The 20,411-nt window shown below is 68.3% G+C and carries 12 protein-coding genes; 3 read left to right on the forward strand and 9 right to left on the reverse strand.

The features are described from left to right. Nucleotides 1-230: 230 nt before the first annotated feature. From tsaB to AC5P7E_RS19175, 8 genes are all read right to left on the reverse strand, one after another. A complete protein-coding gene (tsaB, locus tag AC5P7E_RS19140; protein ID WP_005410720.1) occupies nt 231-944 on the reverse strand; it encodes a tRNA (adenosine(37)-N6)-threonylcarbamoyltransferase complex dimerization subunit type 1 TsaB in 714 nt (237 codons plus the stop codon). Between the two features lie 9 nt (nt 945-953). Continuing rightward, nucleotides 954-3,002, reverse strand: a complete 2,049-nt coding sequence (gene yoaA, locus AC5P7E_RS19145; RefSeq protein WP_043033640.1) for a DNA repair helicase YoaA — start codon at nt 3,000-3,002, stop codon at nt 954-956. 560 nt (nt 3,003-3,562) lie between these two features. Further along, nucleotides 3,563-4,099, reverse strand: coding sequence for a hypothetical protein (locus tag AC5P7E_RS19150; protein WP_114619126.1), 537 nt, complete (start codon nt 4,097-4,099; stop codon nt 3,563-3,565). After that, nucleotides 4,096-6,534 (reverse strand): penicillin-binding protein 1B, encoded by a 2,439-nt coding sequence (gene mrcB / locus AC5P7E_RS19155; protein WP_049395340.1) that lies wholly within the window; start codon nt 6,532-6,534, stop codon nt 4,096-4,098. Before mrcB ends, AC5P7E_RS19150 begins: the two co-directional genes overlap by 4 nt. Before the next feature lie 84 nt (nt 6,535-6,618). After that, nucleotides 6,619-7,671 carry a glycosyltransferase family 2 protein gene (locus AC5P7E_RS19160; protein ID WP_049395338.1) on the reverse strand — a complete coding sequence of 351 codons (1,053 nt, stop codon included), beginning with the start codon at nt 7,669-7,671 and terminating at the stop codon, nt 6,619-6,621. Nucleotides 7,672-7,745: 74 nt separating this feature from the next. Continuing rightward, on the reverse strand, nt 7,746-8,636 hold the full coding sequence (locus AC5P7E_RS19165; protein WP_005414259.1) for an SDR family oxidoreductase: 891 nt from the start codon (nt 8,634-8,636) through the stop codon (nt 7,746-7,748). Between the two features lie 63 nt (nt 8,637-8,699). Then, nucleotides 8,700-10,271: a hypothetical protein gene (locus AC5P7E_RS19170; protein WP_024956415.1), complete on the reverse strand. Its 1,572-nt coding sequence runs from the start codon at nt 10,269-10,271 to the stop codon at nt 8,700-8,702. Between the two features lie 30 nt (nt 10,272-10,301). After that, nucleotides 10,302-12,458: a bifunctional (p)ppGpp synthetase/guanosine-3',5'-bis(diphosphate) 3'-pyrophosphohydrolase gene (locus AC5P7E_RS19175; RefSeq protein ID WP_114619127.1), complete on the reverse strand. Its 2,157-nt coding sequence runs from the start codon at nt 12,456-12,458 to the stop codon at nt 10,302-10,304. 130 nt (nt 12,459-12,588) lie between these two features. Between AC5P7E_RS19175 and AC5P7E_RS19180 the strand changes: the two genes are divergently transcribed. Beyond that, a complete protein-coding gene (locus tag AC5P7E_RS19180; RefSeq protein WP_005410728.1) occupies nt 12,589-13,125 on the forward strand; it encodes a hypothetical protein in 537 nt (178 codons plus the stop codon). Between the two features lie 73 nt (nt 13,126-13,198). Here AC5P7E_RS19180 and hrpA read toward each other — a convergent pair whose 3' ends face one another. Beyond that, nucleotides 13,199-17,284 (reverse strand): ATP-dependent RNA helicase HrpA, encoded by a 4,086-nt coding sequence (gene hrpA, locus AC5P7E_RS19185; protein WP_114619128.1) that lies wholly within the window; start codon nt 17,282-17,284, stop codon nt 13,199-13,201. An 86-nt stretch (nt 17,285-17,370) separates the two neighbouring features. On the opposite strand from hrpA, the gene AC5P7E_RS19190 reads away from it, so the two are divergent. Together AC5P7E_RS19190 and recQ are read left to right on the forward strand one after the other, a co-directional pair. Further along, complete coding sequence (locus AC5P7E_RS19190; protein ID WP_005410730.1) at nt 17,371-17,919, forward strand: Dps family protein; 549 nt, start codon at nt 17,371-17,373, stop codon at nt 17,917-17,919. A gap of 560 nt (nt 17,920-18,479) precedes the next feature. Then, nucleotides 18,480-20,285, forward strand: a complete 1,806-nt coding sequence (gene recQ, locus AC5P7E_RS19195; protein WP_005410733.1) for a DNA helicase RecQ — start codon at nt 18,480-18,482, stop codon at nt 20,283-20,285. Nucleotides 20,286-20,411 lie beyond the last annotated feature (126 nt).

The raw sequence follows: 20,411 nt of genomic DNA on the forward strand, positions 1-20,411 counted from the left end.
GCGACGCTGAAAACGGGCTGGTCCCTGCCTAAGGCCAGCCAGGGCGCAAGACCAAAGGCTGCCGGCCAGCGGCCGGCACTACCGTGCCCGTCTCATGGAGGGGCCAAGTCCCTCCATCAACACAGTTGCTACAGGGACGTACTTGCGGCGTCCCCTGCGCAGCCCACCCGCCCGGCCCTCTCACGATGCCAGTCGACTAACAGTCGACTCTACCGTCTGCCACGAGGGGCTCAGCCGTTGGCCTTCGCCTTCGCCTCGCGCGCGGCCTGCTGCTCGACCAGGGTCAGCGCCACATTGTCACGCAGGTACGCCGGCTCGACCTTCTCCGGTGCAATGGCTTCGCCGCGAGCGAACGCCGGCAGCGCCAGTGCCAATACATCCGACGCCCGCGGCAGCGCCGTCGCATCAAAGCCGCGCAGGCCGGTGCCCAGCTGGGTCACCAGTGCCCCCTCGGCTGCACCGAAACCGGTGCCGACACCGTAGGCCGACATCCCTTCCGGCAGCGCGACCGCAGCGGGTGCGCACACGCGCTCGGCATCACGTGCCACCGGCAGGCCGTCTACACGTTCGAAGCGCGCGACGTACAGCTCGCCCATCCGTGCATCGATCGCCGACAGGATCTGCGTTTCGTCCGCCGGTGCCCGCAGCGCCAGCACCTGCAGTGTCGAGACCGGCAGCAACGGCCGATCCAATGCCAGCGCAATGCCTTGCGCGATGGCGATCGCCAGGCGAACGCCGGTGAACGCACCCGGGCCGCGGCTGAGCGCGATACCGTCCAGCTGGCGGCGGCTGATGCCGGCTTCGGCCAGCAGCGCCTCCGCCCACGGCAGGCTCAGTTCGGCATGCCGGCGCGGGGCGATCTCGAAGCGTTCCAGCACCTGCCCATCGACATGCAGGGCAACGGAACAGGCTTCGGTGGCGGTTTCAAAGGCGAGCAGTTTCATCGGATCGGGTCAGAACAGGGGGAACGTGGCACCGGGCGCCGGCTCGGGGCCGGTCGCAACGGCGGCCGGGGCAGCCGCATCATCGGCCACGGGCGCCCATTGTGGCGTAAAGAAGGCCTGCACATCGGCCAGGCTGCGGGTACGGCGGAATGGCGGCAGTGAATCGAGGAAGACCCGGCCATAGCCACGGTTGAGCAGGCGCGGGTCGCACAATACCAACACACCACGGTCGCTCTCACTGCGGATCAGGCGACCGACGCCCTGTTTCAGCGCAATCACCGCCTGCGGCAGCTGCTCATCGCGGAACGGATTGCCACCCTGGCTGCGGATCGCCTCCAGCCGTGCCTCGTACACCGGATCGTCCGGTGCCGCGAACGGCAGCTTGTCGATCATCACCACGCTCAGCGCCTCGCCCACCACGTCCACGCCCTCGCGGAAACTGGCCGAGCCCAGCAGCACGCCATTGCCCGATTCGCGGAAGCGCTGCAGCAGCGTCGCGCGCGGCGCCTCGCCCTGCACGAACAACGGCCATGGCCCATCACGCAGTGCCTCGGCGGCCTCGCGCAATGCACGGTGCGAGGCAAACAACAGGAATGCCCTACCCTGCGACGCCTGCAACACGGGCCGCAGGGTCTGGATCAACGCAGTACCGAAGCCCCGCGCAGCCGGATCAGGCAGGCCTTCGGGCAGGTAGCACAGCGCCTGCTCCGGCCAATTGAACGGGCTTGGCTGGACCAGCGTATGCGGGTCGTCCAGGCCCAGGCGGGTGGCGATGTGGTCGAAGCCACCGCCCACGGTCAGCGTCGCCGAGGTGAAGATCCATGCCGCGCGACTGCGTTCGCGATGCTCACGCAACGGGCCGGACACATCCATCGGCGTGCGCTGGCAGCGAAAACCACGTGGCGTGAGCTCGTACCAGAGCACATCAGCGGCAGTGGCGGTTTCCGCCGGGTCGGTATCGAAATCGAGGGCAGGTTCGTCATCGCCCAGCCAGCGGCTGAGCCGCGAGACCGCCTCGCGCGCCCGCGCATGGCAGGCATCCAGGCCCGCCGCGGCTTCGCGCAGCGGCTGCAGTGCCTGCTCCAGCGTCACCAACCCCGCCATCACCGTATCGAATCCATCGCGCACCTGCGGCATCGCCAGTGCGCGCCATTGCGTGCCACGCGGCGGCAGTCCCTCCATCGCCGAACGCAGGGCCAGCAGCGCCTGCTGCAACTGGTCGACCGGTTCCTGCAGCGCCGACTGCGCGCCGCCGACGCCACGCGCTTCGGCCAGGCAGTCGCGGCCCAGTTCCTGCCACGGGCGCATGCCGAAACCTTCGCCGAAGAACTGCGCGGCCAATTCGGGCAGCTGGTGTGCCTCGTCGATGACGAAGGCCTGCGCCCCCGGCAGCAGTTCACCGAAGCCATCCTGCTTCAGGGCCAGATCGGCCAGCAGCAGGTGATGGTTGACCACCACCACATCGGCCGCCTGCGCACGCTGCCGCGCGCGCACCACGAAGCAGTCATCCCAGAACGGGCAGTCGGTACCCAGGCAGTTGTCGACCGTGGAAGTGACCATCGGCAGCAGCGGCGAATCATCGGCCAGGCCTTCCAGTTCGGCGATGTCACCGAACTCCGAACGACCGGACCAGGCCAGGATGCGCTGGAACTGCGCCGCCTGTTCGGGGCTGGAAAAACGCGGCTCGCCGCGTGCCTGCTGCAGGCGATAGCGGCACAGGTAGTTCGCGCGCCCCTTCAGCAGCGCACTGCGCAGGCCGACACCCAGTGCCTGACGCACCCGTGGCAGATCGCGGTGGTAGAGCTGGTCCTGCAGCGCGCGGGTTCCGGTGGAAATGATGGTACGCAGCCCGGACAGCAGCACCGGCACCAGATAGGCAAAGGTCTTGCCAGTGCCGGTACCGGCCTCGGCCAGCAGCAGGTCACGCTGCTGCAGCGCATCGGCGATGGCTTCGGTCAGGTGCAGCTGTGCCGGACGCGGGACGAAGGCATCCAGGTGCGAGGCGAGCGCGCCGCCGTCGCTGAGGGCTTCGCGGCTGGCATGGACAAGGTCGGACATCAGAGGGAAAGGATACCCGGCCGGGCGCTGCCCGGCACCCGTTTCAAGCCGGAGCACCAGCAACAGCAACAGCGGTGTTCATGGCTCTGGGTTGTACTGGGGACTGGCGGGGGACTGTGGGTTTGCGGGGACGCCGTAAACCCGTCCCTGGGGGCTTGGCCGCGGCATCCATGCCGCGGACACCCCGCAAACCCACAGTCCCCCGCCTTCGACAGTTTCCCGGTGACGGAGGGGACAGACTTCGCAAAGCCGAGCCTGCTCGACTGGCAGCTCAGAAGCGATGGGAGTAACGGGGAAAGAAGAAAAGAAATGGCAGCGAGCGCGCGCAGCGCGCGACCCGCTTTTGATTTTGATTTTGTTCTTGCCTGCGGCCCGCGCGATGTATGGCGGACCGGGTGGGTGGGGCGTGCAGGACCGTTGGCGCCATGGATGGCGCCATCGAGCCCCCAGGGATGGGTTTACGGCGTGTCCTGCACGCCCCACCCACACGGCCCATCACGACCATCCATCAGTGCGAGCGCTTGCCGCAGAGGGGGCAGCGCCCGATGGAGTGGAATACCTCAGTACCGCTTGATCCCCGGCACCGTGCAGCCCTCAATCTGCGCATGCGCCGACACCGCATTCTCCTTCTCGCCCCGCGCCAGGCGCGACTGCTCGATCGTCGCCCAATGCCGGCGGCACAGCGGCCCTGTCTTCGAGCCCAGGTCGACCGCCTTGCGCGCGAACGCCTCCGCCTGTGCCCACTGCCCCTGCAGCAGCGCCAGCTCGGCGCGCTCCTGCAGCACCGCCGGGTCACCAGCGACGATCTCCAGCGCATGGTCCAGGCTGCTGGCGGCGCCGGCCAGATCGTTGGCCAAGCGTTGTGCCTGCGCGGTCACCCGCAGATCTTCCACCTGCGAGTCACGCAACGGCTGCACCGACAACTCCTTGTCATCCGGGCCAGCGGCTGCGTCAACTGCGGCCAGGCGCTGCGCCGGCGTGGTGGTATCGACCGGCTTGACCACCGGCGGTGCACTGCTCACGCAAGCGGCCAGGGCCAGGCTGAGGCCGGTCAGGGCCAGGGGCTGCAGCAGGGATCGCATGTTCATCGGCATCATCGGCTCGGGGGAGGAGTGGCGGCGGCGGGTGTCGCAGCAGGTTCGGCAGGCGCTTCCGGCTTGCGGTCCAGGCCGAACCAGCTGCGCCAGCCGCCACCCTCGCCTTCGGCCTCGCCCTGCCCGTCCGGCGACACCGCCGGTGCACAGGGCGCATAGGCCGGCGCATAGCCGACCACGAACGGGAAGCGGCGCGCTCCCGGGCAGCCCTCATCAGTCGTGTTGAGGCCGGTGGCGGCCACCGACTGCCAGTCCAGGCCCTTGTTGCTGACCCGCAGCGGCGCACTGGGAAGACGCTGGAAGATGCCCGACCAGACCCGCATCGCGCCGGTGGCACCGTACAGGCCAGCCTGCTCGTTCTGGTCGTTGCCGATCCAGATCACCGCCAGGTGATCCCCGGTGTAACCGGCATACCAGCTGTCACGACCATCGTTGGTGGTACCGGTCTTGCCGGCCGGCTGCAGGCGGCTGAGGCCATCGGCGTTGAGCCGCTGCGCGGTGCCGCTGGCAACCACCTGCTGCAGGCCGACACTGATCAGGTTGGCGGCAATCGAATCGCCTTCCTGGGCCGGTGCCGGGGTCTTGTCGTAACGCTTGAGCAGCTTGCCCTGCGGATCGAGTACGCCACGCACCGCATGCAATGGCTGGATTTCGCCACCGGACGCGAGGAACTGGTACAGCTGTGCCATCGCGTATGGGCTCTGGTCGGTCGAACCGAGGATCACCGCCGGATTCGCTTCGGCCTTGATGCCGGCCAGCACGTGGATCAGCTGGGTCACACGCTCGGGGCCGACCTGCATGCCCACGCGCACCGTGGCCTGGTTGTAGGAATGCGCCAGCGCGTCGATCAGGCGCACGGTGCCGTGGCTGCGGTTGTCCGCGTTGCCCGGGCTCCAGTTGCGGCCACGGCCGAGCTGCACCGTCACCGGCGAATCGTCGACCCAGCTGGCCAGCGAGTAGCGGTCCGGCTGCGCCAGCGCCAGCAGGTACACGAACGGCTTCAACAGCGAGCCGACAGGACGCTGTGCTTCGATCGCTCGATTGAACCCCACCTCGGACACCTCACGGCTGCCGATCACCGCCAGCACGTCACCGTTGTGCACGTCGGTCAGCACCATGCCGGCCTGCAGTTCGGGACGGCGCTTGCTTTCCAGCGATTTGATGGTGCGGGTCACCGCGCCTTCGGCATAGGCCTGCGCAGACGGCGACATGCCGGTCATCACGCTCAGGCCGGCGCCCTGCAGCGCCGATTCCGGATAGTCATGGCCGAGCTGGCGGCGAACCAGGTCCACATAGGCCGGGAAGCGGTTGGCCGCCACCAGGCCCGGCGTCTTGGGCACGCCCAGCGGCGCCTTCAGCGCACGCTGGTACTCGGCATCGTCGATCAGCGTCGCCTCATGCAGCTTGCCCAGCACGAAATTACGGCGATCCAGCGCGCGTTCCGGGTTGCGCCGCGGATCGTAGTAGGACGGGCCCTTGACCAGGCCGATCAGCAGCGCGATCTGCTCGGTTTCCAGCGATTGCAGGTCACGGCCGAACCAGAACTCGGCGCCGGAAGACATGCCGTGGATGGCCTGGCTGCCGCGCTGCCCCAGGTACACCTGGTTGAGATAGGCCTCGAAGATGGTGCGCTTGTCGTAGCGCGCCTCCATGATCAGCGCGTACAGCACTTCGTTGAATTTGCGGGTGACCGTCTGTTCCTTGCCGATCCCGAGCAGGCCGCTGCGGGCCAGCTGCTGGGTCAGCGTGGACGCCCCCTGGCGACTCTGGCCACCGGAACGGACCGTCACCCACACCGCGCGCGCGATGCCGGACAGATCGATGCCGTGGTGACGGTTGAAGTCCTTGTCCTCCACCGCCTGCAGGCCGGTCACCAGCAGGTCCGGCGCCTCGTCCATGCGGATCAGGCGGCGTTCTTCCTGCTTCTGCCCGTACAGGGTGGCAATACGCGCCGGGTCCAGGCGCGCAGCCTTCAGCGCCTTGCGGTTGTCGGCATCACGCAGCGACGCGACCGCACCGTCTGCCAGCGACAGTTCCAGCCGACGCGGTGCGACGCGGCCATCCACATCGTTGTAGCCACGGCTGGAAATGACAAAGCGCCCGCCGTTCACCGCATAGGTCGCCGGCTCCTTGCCCTGCCCGTCATCGCGGTAGGCGGATGCGGCGAGTTCGGTCTTCAGGGTCGCCGCGTCCATCGCCTTGCCGGGTGTGAGCACCAGCGGCCGCGCATATACCCGGGTCGGGATCTGCCAGCGCAGTTCACCGAAGCGCTGGGTCACCTGTTGGTTCAGGTACAGCGTATAAGGGATCAGGAAGCCCAATCCCAACGCGACCGCAGCCATGCTCCAGGTGATCAGGCGACGCCGCCACAGCGGGCTGTCGTCCTGCTGGTCGTCGTCGAAATCGTCGATGTCGTCGGAATCGTAGCGTCGGGGCACGGGCATGCAGGCAGGTAGGGTCTGGCGAGTCTAACGCAGGCGCCGCGGTGGCTGGCAGGCGATGGCCCGCGGTTTCACTGCAGTTCAAGCAGCGCGCGGCGCCCGCCACCCGGCCCACGCACCCGCAAGCGCTGCCCAGCCCCCTTTCCAGCCGCCCCCCGCCAGGCAGACGTTGGCCAGGCGTGCGATCAACCGCGGCGCATCATGGGCGATCCAGCCTGCCGGCACATCCACGCGGCGATACAGTTGCAGGCGCGACCAGGCCATGCGCCAGGCGAGCGCGTGAAGTCCCTGGAAGCGCTCCGGCGCCACCACCACGCCGCGCTGCCCCAGCAGATCGGCCAGGGCCAGCAGGCGGCCGGCCGTGCGCTGGCGCGCCTGTGAATCGAACAGATCGAGATGGCGCAGGCGTTGCAGGAAACCGCGGCGACTGGCACCGATCTGGTTGTTGCCATGCTGCCGGTAGTCGATGGTCGGTTCGGCCAGCATGTCCAATCCTCCACGCAGCGATGCGTGGACCGCCAGCCATTCGTCGTGGCTCCAGCCCGGCGGGACCGGCAGCGATCCGGCCAGCAGCCCGCGGCGCAGCGCACAGGTGGCACCGGTGATGAAGTTGCGCAGCAGGATCGCGTCGATCGCAAGGCCCGAGCGTTCCAGCTCGACCTCGGCCGGATGGACCACCAGTACCTCCAGCAACCGCTGGCCAAGCGGCGCGCCCTGCGCGTCCACCAGCCATGCATCGCTGTGCAGCAGCAACAGGGCCGGGTCTGCCTGGAAGCGTTGAACATAGCGGCGGACACGCCCCGGATGCCAGACATCATCCTGGTCGCACAAGAACAGGATGTCGGCCTGGCAACGCATCAGTGCATCGGCGAAATTGCGCACATAGCCGAGATTGCGCGCGTGCTGGACGATCTCGACACGGATGCCCAGCGCCTGTGCACGCGGCACGAAGGCCTGCAACAGCTGCAGCGTCTGGTCGCTGGAACCGTCATCGCCGATCATGACTTCGTTCACCGGAAGATCCTGGTCGAGGATGCTGTCCAGCTGCGCCTGCAGGTAGCGCGCACCGTTGTAGGTGCACAGCGCGACGCCAATGCGCTCGGCAGGGGCCGATCGGGATGGCGCGTCAGGCATCGAACGTACTCGCGGAAACAAGGGCCGGGGGATGGTAGCAGAGCCCCTCCCAAGAGGATGGATACGATGGCTGGCTAGCCGTTGCCGGGATACGCAGCGATCCGCTGCACGGCCTGGGCCGCGCTCATCGGTCGCCACGTGTCCGCGTCGGGCTGGAACGGCCGCGGATGTACGTCCAGCAGCGCCTGCAGTGGGCCATTGTCCGCAATCAGATCCTGCTGCAGGCGTGACACCGGACCACGCGCCCGCGGCAGCACCGCGGCCAGGCCCCGCAGTGCCGCGCCCGGCAACGGCAGCGCCAATGTCGGCTGTGCCAGGCTGGCGTGCACGCGGCGGAACATCGCGTGATAGGGCAGGCGCTCGCCACCGCCGATTTCCAGCACCCGTGCCGACGCTGCACCGGTGGCAATGCAGGCCACCACGGCGCGGGCGATATCGTCGGCATGCACCGGTTGGCGCAGGCCTCCCACCAGCGGAATCGGAAACAGGCGCAGACGCAGCGCACGCTGCACGATCGGGGTGATGCTGCGGTCGATGCCGGCCCCATAGATCAGGGTCGGCCGCAGGATCGTCCAGCCCATGCCAAGGCGCTCGGCCTGCGCGATCAGGCCCGCTTCGCCCCGCTGCAGCATCGCCACGACGTCCTGCTCGTCGGCCTGCTCGGAATTCTGCTTGCTCAGCACGCTCATCGAACTGGTGGCGATGACCTGCCGCGCGGGGGCCGCCGTCTGCCGCGACAACCACTGCGCCAATGCTTCAAGGGGGCCGAAGCTGGCAATCGCCTGCCAGTCCGGAGACGGCACGCTGTCCAGCGCAGCCGCCAGGTCCCCGCACAGCCACTGCACGCCGTCCTGTGCCGGTTGCGGTTGCCGGCTCACCGCCTGTACCCGTCCATGCGCCTGCACCAGGCGCGGCAGCAGGAACCGGCCGATCTGGCTGGTGGCTCCGGAAACAAGGACGGTCATCGGCACTCCGTGGGGATGTTGCGAGGGGTGGCTACTATAGCGGTCCCTCCGGCAGCGGCGGGCTCAGGGCGACGACACCCCGATGTCGCGCAGGCGCTGCCGCAACTGCTGGTACTCGCTGCTGGAAGTGCCGACGCCAAGCTCGCCCGCCTGCTGGAGCGCACGTTCGGCAAAGGCGACATCTCCGTTGCCCAATCGTTCGCTGCCAATCGCAATCCAACGCTGCGCGAGGCGCTGGCGGGCCGCAGGCAGGCCGCCAGCGGTGGGAGACAACGTCTGCCAGGCCTGCAGGCAGGCACCTGCAGCCTGCACCCGGTTCTGCCGGAGGTTGTCGTCGAAACAACGGCGACTGGCAGGCAGCAGGCGCGCGGCCGCGGCCTTCACCCGTGAATCGCGCGGTGCCAGCGCCTGTGCTTCGCGAAGGGCATCGAATGCGCTGTGCCCCGGCGGGCTGATCCATTGGCCTGCGCGCTCGGCGCGTTCGATCCGGCGCAGGTGATCGCGCAGCTCGCGCTCACGCTGCGCGTTGCTCACTGCGGGCTGCTGCAGTGCCTCCCGGGCCTGCCGTGCACGCTGCAGGCGCTGCACCAGTTGCTGTCGTGCCGCCTGCGAAGCGCCCAGTGCTTCGGCCAGCACGGCATCACGCTGCGCCGCCTCGAACTGGAAATCGTCGGCCTGGATCTGGCTTCGCGCCAGCACCGCCTGCAGCACCTGCTCGCGGCCCCGCTGGGCAGTGGGATCGTCCGGCGCCACCGCCAGCACGGCCAGGAACCCCTTTGCGGCACGTTCCAGCTGCTGTCGCTGAAGTGCGAGCTGTGCCTGCCGCAAGCGCTCGTCGACCGCCCGTGCCAGGGCCTCCTGGCTGGCGGGAAGATCGGCGTGGCCTGCATCGAACAGGCGCGCGCGCTGCAACGTCGCAGCGGCTTCAGCCAGTTCCCCGCGTCCGGCCAGCGCGCGCGCATGCTGCAGCAGATCGCTCAGTGCATCCTCGCGCCCCTCCAGAGCGGGCAGGTTGTCCGGCTGCAGTGCCAGGATGCGCTGGAACAGCGGCAACGCACTGCTGTCGCCATCGTCCAGCCGGCCGGCCGCGAACGCATTGCGGGCCTGGGCCAGCAACGCGCCGATACCGGCGCCGGCGCTACGCCGCGCCTGCAGTTGACGGGCCACGGCGTCGGCGTCGCCCTGCGGCACCTGCAGCTCGCGGGCCAGCGCCAGTGACTGCGCGCTGCCCTCCAGATCGTCGCCCTGCAGCTTGTCGCGGGCCTGCTGCAGTGCTGCCGCGGCGGTTCGTGCAAGGCCCTGGCGCGCCTGCGGCCGATCGCCATCCAGTGCCAGCACCGCCTGGTAGCGCTCCCGCGCACCACTGCCGTCGGCCGCACTCAGCCGGCCGGCGGCGAGCGCGCGATCGCCTTCGACCAGCAGCTGTTCGATCTGCGGCTCGTCCCAGAACCAGTCGGCCAGCGGCTTGCGCAGCAGCACCAGCAGCACGAACACCGCCAGCGCCGCGACCAGCGCCCATCGCCAGACCCGCCGCGCATGACGTGCCTGCAGCCACCACCAGCGGCCTTCGCGGCGGACGCGATCCAGCGCAGGGTGTTCAGCGCCATGCGGGCGATGCGGGGGCTCGCGTTCCATGCGTGCAGGGTAGCCGGGTCGGCGTGAAGCTCAGCCGAGGCGACGCGCCTCGCTCACGCCCGGCAGCGCGTCCAGCTTGCCCAGCAGGTTCGACAACTGGTCGTAGTCGCTGACCTTCAGCCTCAGGCGCAGATGGGCACGGCCACTGTTGCGCACGTTGTCACTGTGGATGTCGAGCACGTAGGCGTCTTCCTGGGCGATCAGGTTGGTGATGTCCTTCAGCAGCCAGCGGCGGTCGACCGCATCGACCACCACGTCCACCTCGTAGCCGCCCCCGGCCTGGCCCCATTCCACCGGCAGGATGCGCTGCGGGCTGGTGGCCGCCAGCCGGGCCAGCGCGGCACAGTCTGCCCGGTGCACGGTGACACCACGGCTACGGGTGAGGTAGCCGACGATCGGTTCGCCGGCCACAGGCTGGCAGCAGCGCGCCAGCTGCACCAGCAGATTGCCCACGCCCTGCACCGTGAACTTGGACTTGCCCAGGTTCTCGCGGCGGGCGGTCGGGCGCGGAAGCGCCGGCGCAGGGGCCGGCTGGCTGGCCGCGCGCTCTGCCTCCAGCAGCGTACGGCTGACCTGGTTCGGGCCGGTGTCGCCCAACGCCACCTGGATGTAGAGGTCGTCAACGCTGTCGGCATGGAACTTCTTCGCCGCCACCGCCAGATCCGAATGCTGCAGCCCCAGACGCTTCAGCTCGCGCTCGAGCAGTTCGCGCCCGGCCTGCACGTTGCGCGCGCGGTCCAGCTTGTGGAACCAGCTGCGCACCTTTTCGCGCGAGCGGTTGCTGGCCAGGAAGCCCAGCGCGGGCATCAGCCAGTCGCGGCGGGGGTCGGCCTCCTTGCCGGTGAGGATCTCGACACGGTCGCCGCTGCGCAGGCGATAGGTCAGCGGCACGATGCGGCCATTGACCTTGGCGCCACGGCAGCGGTGGCCCACCATCGTATGTACCTGGTAGGCGAAATCGAGCGGCGTGGCCCCCTGGGGCAGGTCCAGCACCTCGTCCTTCGGGCTGAGCGCATAGACCCGGTCCTCGGTCAGCTCGGCGTCGAGTGCCCCGGCCAGTTCATTGCCCTGCCCGTCCTGCGCCTGCTCCAGCAGCTGGCGCATCCAGGTGATCTTGCGATCGAACGACTTTTCCGCGCCCTTGCCGCCTTCCTTGTACTTCCAGTGCGCGGCCACGCCCAGCTCGGCCTGGGAATGCATCTCGTGGGTGCGGATCTGCACTTCGATCGTGCGCCCTTCCGGGCCGACCACGGCGGTGTGCAGCGAACGGTAGTCGTTGGCCTTCGGGCGTGCGATGTAATCGTCGAACTCGCTCGGCACCGGGGCCCACAGCGCATGCACCACACCCAGCGCGGCGTAGCAGGCGGCAACGTCGTCGACCATCACCCGCACCGCGCGGATGTCGTACAGCTGGTCGAACGCCAGCCGCTTCTTCTGCATCTTCCGCCAGATGCTGTAGATGTGCTTGGGGCGGCCACTCACTTCGGCATGGATGCCCTGTGCGGCCAGCTCGCGCGACAGCTGCTTCTTCACGTTCTGCACGTAGCGCTCGCGCGCCACGCGGGTTTCGTCCACTTCGCGCGCGATGCGGCGGTAGGTTTCCGGCTCCAGGTGGCGGAACGCCAGGTCCTCCAGCTCCCACTTCAGCTGCCAGATGCCCAACCGGTTGGCCAGCGGCGCGTGGATGTCGCGGGTCAGCTGCGCCAGCGCCCGGCGCTGCTCGTCGTCCAGCTTGTCGGCAGCGCGCATTCTCGCCAGCTGCCGGGCCAGCAGGATCGGCACCACGCGCAGGTCGCGGATGATCGCCAGCAGCAGGCGGCGCAGGCCCTCGCTGTTGCGCCCGGCCTCGCGGCCAGCATGCAGCGCCCAGACCGGATCGGCGGCGTCCTGGCCGTCGAGCAGGCCGATCACCGCCGCCTTGTGGTTGCCCAGCGGCAGCTGGTCCAGGCTGGCGCGCAGGCCGGGCAGGTCGAACAACAGCGCGGCAAGCACCGCGCCTTCGTCGGCCGAGAGCATCGACAGTGCATCGAGGGTATCGCCCAGCACCGACCAGCTGGCGCGCATCTGGTGGTCGCACTCCGGTGCTTCCCAGTGTTCGCGCAGGGCCTGGCGCAGCGGAGCGGGCAGCACCGCGGCGGAGGGACGGTTCAACAAGGCATCCAGGCCGGGGACAGAAGCGCGGTTCACAGCATCGAGCAGGCAAGACAGAGGTTCCTACACTAGCGCCGGCGCCGTTCAGGGACAATCACCGCAGCCACCATCACCCGGCATGAAGACATGCCGCTACACTCGCCGGCAAACCCAGGAGAGTTCCGCCATGCCCTCGATCGCCCCACGTTTCCGTCCACGGCTGCTGGCCTGCGCCGCACTGCTGCTGTCCCTGTCGGCGCCTGCGCTGGCCCAGCGCGTGGTGGACGGTGACCTGCAGCAGCAGATGTCGCCGACCGAATTCAAGGCGGCCGGCCTGGACAAGCTGAGCGCGCAGGAACTGGCCACGCTCAACCGCTGGCTGCAGGGCAAGGTTGAAGCGGCGACGACCCAGGCTGTGGCAGCGGTACGCGAAGAAGCCCGCGAACAGGGCCGCCAGGAAGTGATCGTGAAGAACCGCGGGTTCTTCGATTTCGGCAGCAGCGAGCCGATCACCGGCGTACTGCAGGGCGAGTTCCGTGGCTTCGGCAAGGGCCGCGTCTACGTGCTGGACAACGGCCAGGAATGGGAGCAGACCGACAGCACCAGCGTGGTCGGCGTGCGCAAGCAATCGCCCAAGGTCAGCATCAAGCCCGGCGTGATGGGCGTGTGGTACATGAAGGTGGAAGGCGTGAACAGCCAGCCCAAGGTGCGCCGCTCCAAGTAGTGGATCCACGCCACGCGTGGATGACATCCCACCGTACCCCGCCGGTCATCGTCCGGCGGGGTCGGGTCGGGGGTTACGAGGCCTGGCGCAGTGCCGTCACCCGCTGCGCCAGCTTCTTCGCCGAAATGCCGGTACGTGCCCCCAGCTCCTGCGCGAACAGCGACACCCGCAGCTCTTCCAGGTCCCAGCGCAGCGCCTGCCATTGCGGGCGATCACGCAGGCCCTGCTGCTCGCCCGCCTCCAGCGCTTCCAGGAACGGATGCAGTTCCAGCATGCGCGCCTGGTCACGCGGCGGATCGCGTTTGGCGCGTTCGGTGCGCAGGATCATCGCCTTCAGGTAGCGCGGATACTGCGCCAGCGCGTCGGCCGGCGTATCGCGCAGGAAACCGGGGTGGATCAGCCCGGACAGCTGCGCTTCCATGTCGTCCAGGTTGCCGCGCGCCCAACCCATCAACGGTGCTTCCAGCATCGGCTTCAGTTCCGCCACCAGCGCCAGGATGGTTTCGGCCAGTTTCAGCCGCGACATGGCCTCGCCGAACAGGGCCTTGGCCGCATGCTCACGGCGCTGTTCGAAGGCCGCCGCATCGCGGATGTCTTCCAGGCCCTCCGCCAACACCGCGTTCATCGCCGCATCCACCAGGTCACCACGCAGGCGCTCCTGCGACTCGATCGCCGCATACAACAGGCCGGTCTTGGCGCCCACCGGCAGCTGCTTGCGCGCCTGCTTGACCTTCTCGGCCAGGGCGATCTCCAGCAGCCGGCGCACGCCCAGCGGGTGAGCCTCCTGTGCCTGCTGCCGATCGGCGAAGATGCGCAGCGCCACGCTGTCACCCTCGTCCAGCAATGCCGGATAGGCCGGAACGCCGGCTTCACCGGGCACCTGCAGCGGTATCGGCGTGGCCGGGAACGTGCGCAGGCCATCGGCCGCCATCTCGCGGCCAGCGCGTGCAGCGAAGGCGTCGCCGGCACGACCGCCGAATTTCGCGCGCAGTGCGTCCAGATCACGCGAAGTGGCCAGCACCTTGCCCTGCTCGTCGCGCAGCCGCAGGTTCATGTGCAGATGCGGCTCGATCGAACCGGGCTCGAAATCGAGCGCGGTCACGGTGGCACCGGTTGCACGTGACAGGAAACGCGCCAGTTCGCCGGTGATGGCATCGGCGCTGGGCTGCGGAAACGCCTCGTAGAACGCGCGGCCGAAGTCCGGCGCCGGCACGTAGTTGCGGCGCATTGCCTTGGGCAGGCTGCGGATCAGTGCCGAGGCCTTGTCGGCGACGAAGCCCGGCGCCAGCCAGCCCAGCTGCACCGGGTCCAATGCATTGAGCAGGTGCAGCGGCACGTCCAGGGTCACGCCGTCATCGTCGGCACCCGGCTCGAAGCGGTAGTGCAGCGGCAACCGCGCCTGGCCCAGCGCCAGGTATTTCGGGTAGCGCTCCTGCTCACTGCCCTCGCCGGGCAGCAAGTCTGCGAGCGACCAATGCAGCGCCTTGCGCTGTTCCGGTGCCAGTCCCTTCCACCAGGTATCCAGGCCCGCAGCCGAATGGATCTGCGGCGGCACCCGGTCCAGGTACCAGCGCGCCTGCCAGTCCTCGTCGGCGACGATGCCGGCGCGACGCAGCTTGGCTTCCTCCTCGCGGGCGACCTCCAGCACTTTCTGGTTGTCGGCCACGAAACTGGCGCGGGTGTTGATCTCGCCGGTCACCAATGCCTGGCGCACGAAGATGTCATGTGCCTCGCCCGGCTCGATGCGGCCGTAATGCACCGGCTTCTTCGGCGCCAGCACCAGGCCGAACAGGCTGATCTGCTCGGAGGCCAGCACCTGTCCCTGCGCGCGCGACCAGTGCGGATCGAAGTGCTTGCGCAGCAGCAAGTGCGGCAGCTCGGCAATCACCCAGTCCGGTTCGATCGCGGCCAGGGTCATGCCCCACACCTTCTGCGTATCCAGCAGGTTGGCCACCAGCAGCCACGGCGGCGGCCGCTTGGACAGCGCCGAACCCGGGAACGGCAGGAACCGGCGCTGGCGTGGCGCCTGGAAATCGCCCTTCTCGGTGCGGTGGCCGATCTGCGTCGGCAGGCCCGCCACCAGCGCCCGGTGCAGGGTCTGGTAGGCGGCGGCGCGCACTCGTTCGCTGAAACCGCCGCCAACCGGCGCCTGTTCCTTCTGCGCGCGCACGGCCACCGGCGCCGGTGCGGCCTCGGCCTTGCCTTCGCGGGCCAGGCGCGCGGCGCGGTGCAGCTGGCCCCGGGTGGCTTTCACCGCCGCCGCGTCGTCACGCGCCGGTGCCGGCGCACTGCTGCCGGCCAGCAACGGCGCCATCGACGCCTCGCTGGCCTCTTCCTTCCAGCCCAGTTCCTCGCACAGCAGCCGCAGCTGGCGATGCAGCTCGCGCCACTCGCGCATGCGCAGGAAGCCGAGGAAATGACGTCCGCACCAGTCGCGCAGCTTGGACTGGGTCAGGTCTTCATGGGCCTGCCGGTAGGCATCCCACAGGCGCAGCACGCCAACGAACTCGGAGCGGCCATCGGCAAACTGCGCGTGCGCGCTGTCGGCCGCACCGCGTGCTTCGGGTGGGCGTTCGCGCGGGTCCTGGATGCCCAGGAACGAGGCGATCACCAGCATCGGCCGCAGGCAGCCGGCAGCTTGCGCGGCCACCAGCATGCGCGCAAGCTTCACGTCCACCGGCAGGCGTGCCATCTGCTTGCCGATGGTGGTCATGCGCCGCTCGGCATCGATCGCGCCCAGTTCGGTCAGTTGCTGCCAGCCATCGGCCACCGCACGCTCGTCCGGTGCCTCCAGGAACGGGAATTCCTCGATCCGGCCCAGGCCCAGCTGCAGCATGCGCAGGATCACCCCAGCCAGGCTGGAGCGGCGGATTTCCGGATCGGTGAACTCCGGCCGCGCCTGGAAATCGGATTCGGCGTACAGGCGGTAGCAGATACCTTCGGCGATACGGCCGCAGCGGCCCTTGCGCTGGTTGGCGCTGGCCTGCGAGATCGGCTCGATGTGCAGGCGGTCCAGCTTGTTGCGCGGGCTGTAGCGCTTGACGCGGGCGAAGCCCGGATCGACCACGTAACGGATGCGCGGCACCGTCAGCGAGGTTTCGGCCACGTTGGTGGCCAGCACGATGCGCCGGTTCGGCCCGGGGTTGAACACCCGGTCCTGGTCCTGGTTGGACAGGCGCGCGTACAGCGGCAGCACCTCGGTATTACGGTACTTGCGCCGTTCCAGCGACTGGTGCGCATCGCGGATCTCGCGCTCGCCCGGCAGGAAGATCAGTACGTCGCCGCGCGCATCCAGGCGGGTGATCTCGTCAATGGCCGACACGATGGCGTCGTTGACGGTGCGTTCGCCCTGGTCTTCGCCCTCGCCTTCCAGCGCGCGGTAGCGCACTTCCACCGGATAGGTACGGCCTTCGACGCTGATCACCGGCGCATTGTCGAAATGCTGGGCGAAGCGCTCGGTGTCGATGGTGGCCGAAGTGACGATCAGCTTCAGGTCCGGGCGCTTGCGCAGCAGCTGCTTCAGGTAGCCCAGCAGGAAATCGATGTTGAGGCTGCGTTCGTGCGCCTCGTCGACGATGATCGTGTCGTAGTTCGACAGCCAGCGGTCACTGGCGATCTCCGCCAGCAGGATGCCGTCGGTCATGAACTTGATGCGGCTGTCTTCGCTGACCTTGTCATTGAAGCGCACCTGGTAGCCGACCAGCTGGCCCAGTTCACTCTGCAGTTCCTGTGCCACGCGGCTGGCCACCGCACGTGCGGCAATCCGTCGCGGCTGGGTGCAGCCGATCATGCCGGCCTGGCCACGGCCGGCGGCCAAGCACAGTTTCGGCAGCTGGGTGGTCTTGCCCGAGCCGGTTTCACCGGCGATCACCACCACCTGATGTTCGCGGATCAGCCCGATGATGGCGTCGGCTTCACGCGCAATCGGCAGCTGCGGGTCCAGAGTAATGGACGGCTGCTGTTGCGCCCGCACCTGCCGGCGCTGCACCGACGCCTGCAAGGCCTGCTCGAAGGTGGCGGCCAGTGCCGCATCCTGTGGCTTGGCCTGGCAACGCGAGAGCATCCCCAGCAAACGGCCCCGGTCGCGGCTCATGGCGCCGTCGATGGCGGCACGCTGTTGGCGCAGGCGGGGTGATGGATTTTTATCGATAGAGTTCATCAATCGGTTCGTTCAAAACTTTGAAAGCGACCAGTCATCACGACCGGTTTATTGTGAAGGCCAACGATTCCACAAGGAGGAACCCCATGGCGAAGACCAAGAGCACGACCAAGGCCAAGACCGGCAAGCAGAAGCTTGCTGCGGCGGCACCGTCGGCACCGAACATCGATATCGGGATCACCCAGGGCGACCGCAAGAAGATCGCCGACGGTCTGTCGCGCTTCCAGGCCGATGCGTTCACGCTCTACCTGAAGACGCACAACTTCCATTGGAACGTGACCGGGTCGATGTTCAACTCGCTGCACACCATGTTCGAGACGCAGTACACCGAGCAGTGGGCGGCACTGGACGACGTGGCCGAGCGCATCCGCGCGCTGGGCTTCAATGCCCCGGGCTCCTACCGGGAATTCGCTGCGCTGACCTCGATCGCCGAGGAACCGGGCCTGACCGACAGTGCGGACTGGCGTGAAATGGTACGCCAGTTGGTGGTCGCCAACGAAGCGGTCTGCCGTACGGCACGTGAAGTGCTGGAGGTGGCGGCCAAGGGGGACGACGCCCCGACCGAGGATCTGATGACCCAGCGGCTGCAGACACACGAGAAGTACGCCTGGATGCTGCGTTCCCTGCTCCAGTAAGGGTTGGGGGTATTCGGCAGGGCTGCGCCCTGCACCCGCAGAGGCCTTAAATCAAAGGCCAGAGCCAGAGCAGAAGCTGGTTTCCTGAGGGTTGGCGGGGTGGATCCGGTGGCAGGGGACGCCGTAAACCCGTCCTTGGGGGCTTGGCCGCGGCATCCATGCCGCGGACACCCCTGCCACCGGCCCCACCCCGCCTTCGACAGTTTTCCGCGATCTGCCAGCAAAGCCATTGGGGTCGGATCCGTTTTCCGCAGGAAAACGGATCCGACCCCATTTTGTTTGTCGATATCTGACAGATTTCATCCACGCATGGCGTGGATGGATCCACCGTCACCGGGAAACTGTCGGGGGTGGGGCTGTGTGGGCTTGCAGGACCGTTGGCGCCATGGATGGCGCCATCGAGCCCCCAAGGACGGGTTTACGGCGTGTCCTGCAAGCCCACACCGCCCCGCCCAGCCAGAAGACACCCCAGAGCCGGCTGTTGCCTTTGACGTTGCTCTGGCTTGTAGCAGGTGCAGGGCGCAGCCCTGCCGACTCCCCCGCCGGGGTAAACTAGCCGGATGGCTTCCCGTCCCGCGCACGACCTGCTCCAACGCGTCTTTGGTTACGACGATTTCCGTGGTCCGCAGCAGGACATCGTGGAGCATGTGGCTGCCGGTCATGATGCCCTGGTACTGATGCCCACCGGCGGTGGCAAGTCGCTGTGCTACCAGGTCCCGGCCCTGCTGCGTGACGGATGTGGCATCGTCATCTCTCCGCTGATCGCGCTGATGCAGGACCAGGTCGAAGCCCTGCGCCAGCTCGGCGTGCGTGCCGAGTACCTGAATTCAACCCTGGATGCCGAGACCGCCGGCCGCGTCGAGCGCGAACTGCTCGCGGGTGAGCTGGACATGCTCTATGTCGCTCCCGAGCGGCTGCTGACCGGCCGCTTCCTGTCGCTGTTGTCGCGCAGCCAGATCGCCCTGTTCGCCATCGACGAAGCCCACTGCGTGTCGCAGTGGGGCCACGACTTCCGCCCGGAATACCGCCAGCTGACCGTACTGCACGAGCGCTGGCCGCAGATCCCGCGGATCGCGCTCACCGCCACCGCCGACCCGCCGACCCAGCGCGAGATCGCCGAGCGCCTCGACCTGCAGGAAGCACGCCACTTCGTCAGCTCCTTCGACCGCCCCAACATCCGCTACACCGTGGTGCAGAAGGACAACGCGCGCAAGCAGCTGACCGATTTCCTGCGCGGCCACCGTGGCGAGGCCGGCATCGTCTACTGCATGTCGCGGCGCAAGGTCGAGGAGACCGCTGAATTCCTCTGCGGCCAGGGCTTCAACGCCCTGCCCTACCACGCCGGCCTGCCGCCGGAAGTGCGCGCGAACAACCAGCGCCGCTTCCTGCGCGAGGACGGCATCGTCATGTGCGCCACCATCGCCTTCGGCATGGGCATCGACAAGCCGGACGTGCGCTTTGTCGCGCATACCGACCTGCCCAAGTCGATGGAAGGCTACTACCAGGAAACCGGCCGCGCTGGTCGTGATGGCGAAGCTGCCGAGGCCTGGCTGTGCTACGGCCTGGGCGACGTGGTACTGCTCAAGCAGATGATCGAACAATCCGAGGCCGGCGAAGAACGCAAGCAGCTGGAGCGGGGCAAGCTCGATCACCTGCTGGGCTACTGCGAATCCATGCAGTGCCGCCGCCAGGTGCTGCTGGCCGGTTTCGGCGAGACCTATCCCCAGCCGTGCGGCAACTGCGACAACTGCCTGACGCCACCGGCCTCGTGGGACGCGACCATTCCGGCGCAGAAGGCACTGAGCTGTGTCTACCGCACTGGCCAGCGCTTCGGCGTCGGCCACCTGATCGACGTCCTGCGTGGCAGCGAGAACGAGAAGGTGAAGCAGCAGGGCCACGACAAGCTCAGCACCTACGCCATCGGCCGCGATCTGGATGCGCGCACCTGGCGCAGTGTGTTCCGCCAGCTGGTCGCCGCCAGCCTGCTGGAAGTGGACAGCGAGGGCCACGGTGGCCTGCGCCTGACCGATGCCAGCCGTGACGTGCTGACCGGCCGCCGCCAGATCAGCATGCGCCGCGACCCGGCCAGCAGCACCAGCGGACGCGAGCGCAGTGCGCAGCGCACCGGCTTGTCGGTACTGCCGCAGGACCTGGCACTGTTCAACGCCCTGCGCGGCCTGCGTGCCGAACTGGCGCGCGAACAGAACGTGCCTGCCTTCGTGATCTTCCACGACAGCACCCTGCGCAACATCGCCGAGCAGCGCCCGACCAGCCTGGATGAACTGGCCCGGGTCGGCGGCATCGGCGGCACCAAGCTGAGCCGCTACGGCCCGCGCCTGGTCGAGATCGTGCGCGAAGAAGGGTAACGCCCGGCTCCCTGTAGCGCCGAGCCCACGCTCGGCTGCCGTGGCCGCAGAAGCAGCCGAGCGCGGGTTCGGCTCTACATTGGTGCAGGTCCAACCTTGAACCGGCCATTCAGCCGGAAGTGCATC

It is taken from the genome of Stenotrophomonas sp. YJH_SMC_25 (genome assembly GCF_059369595.1).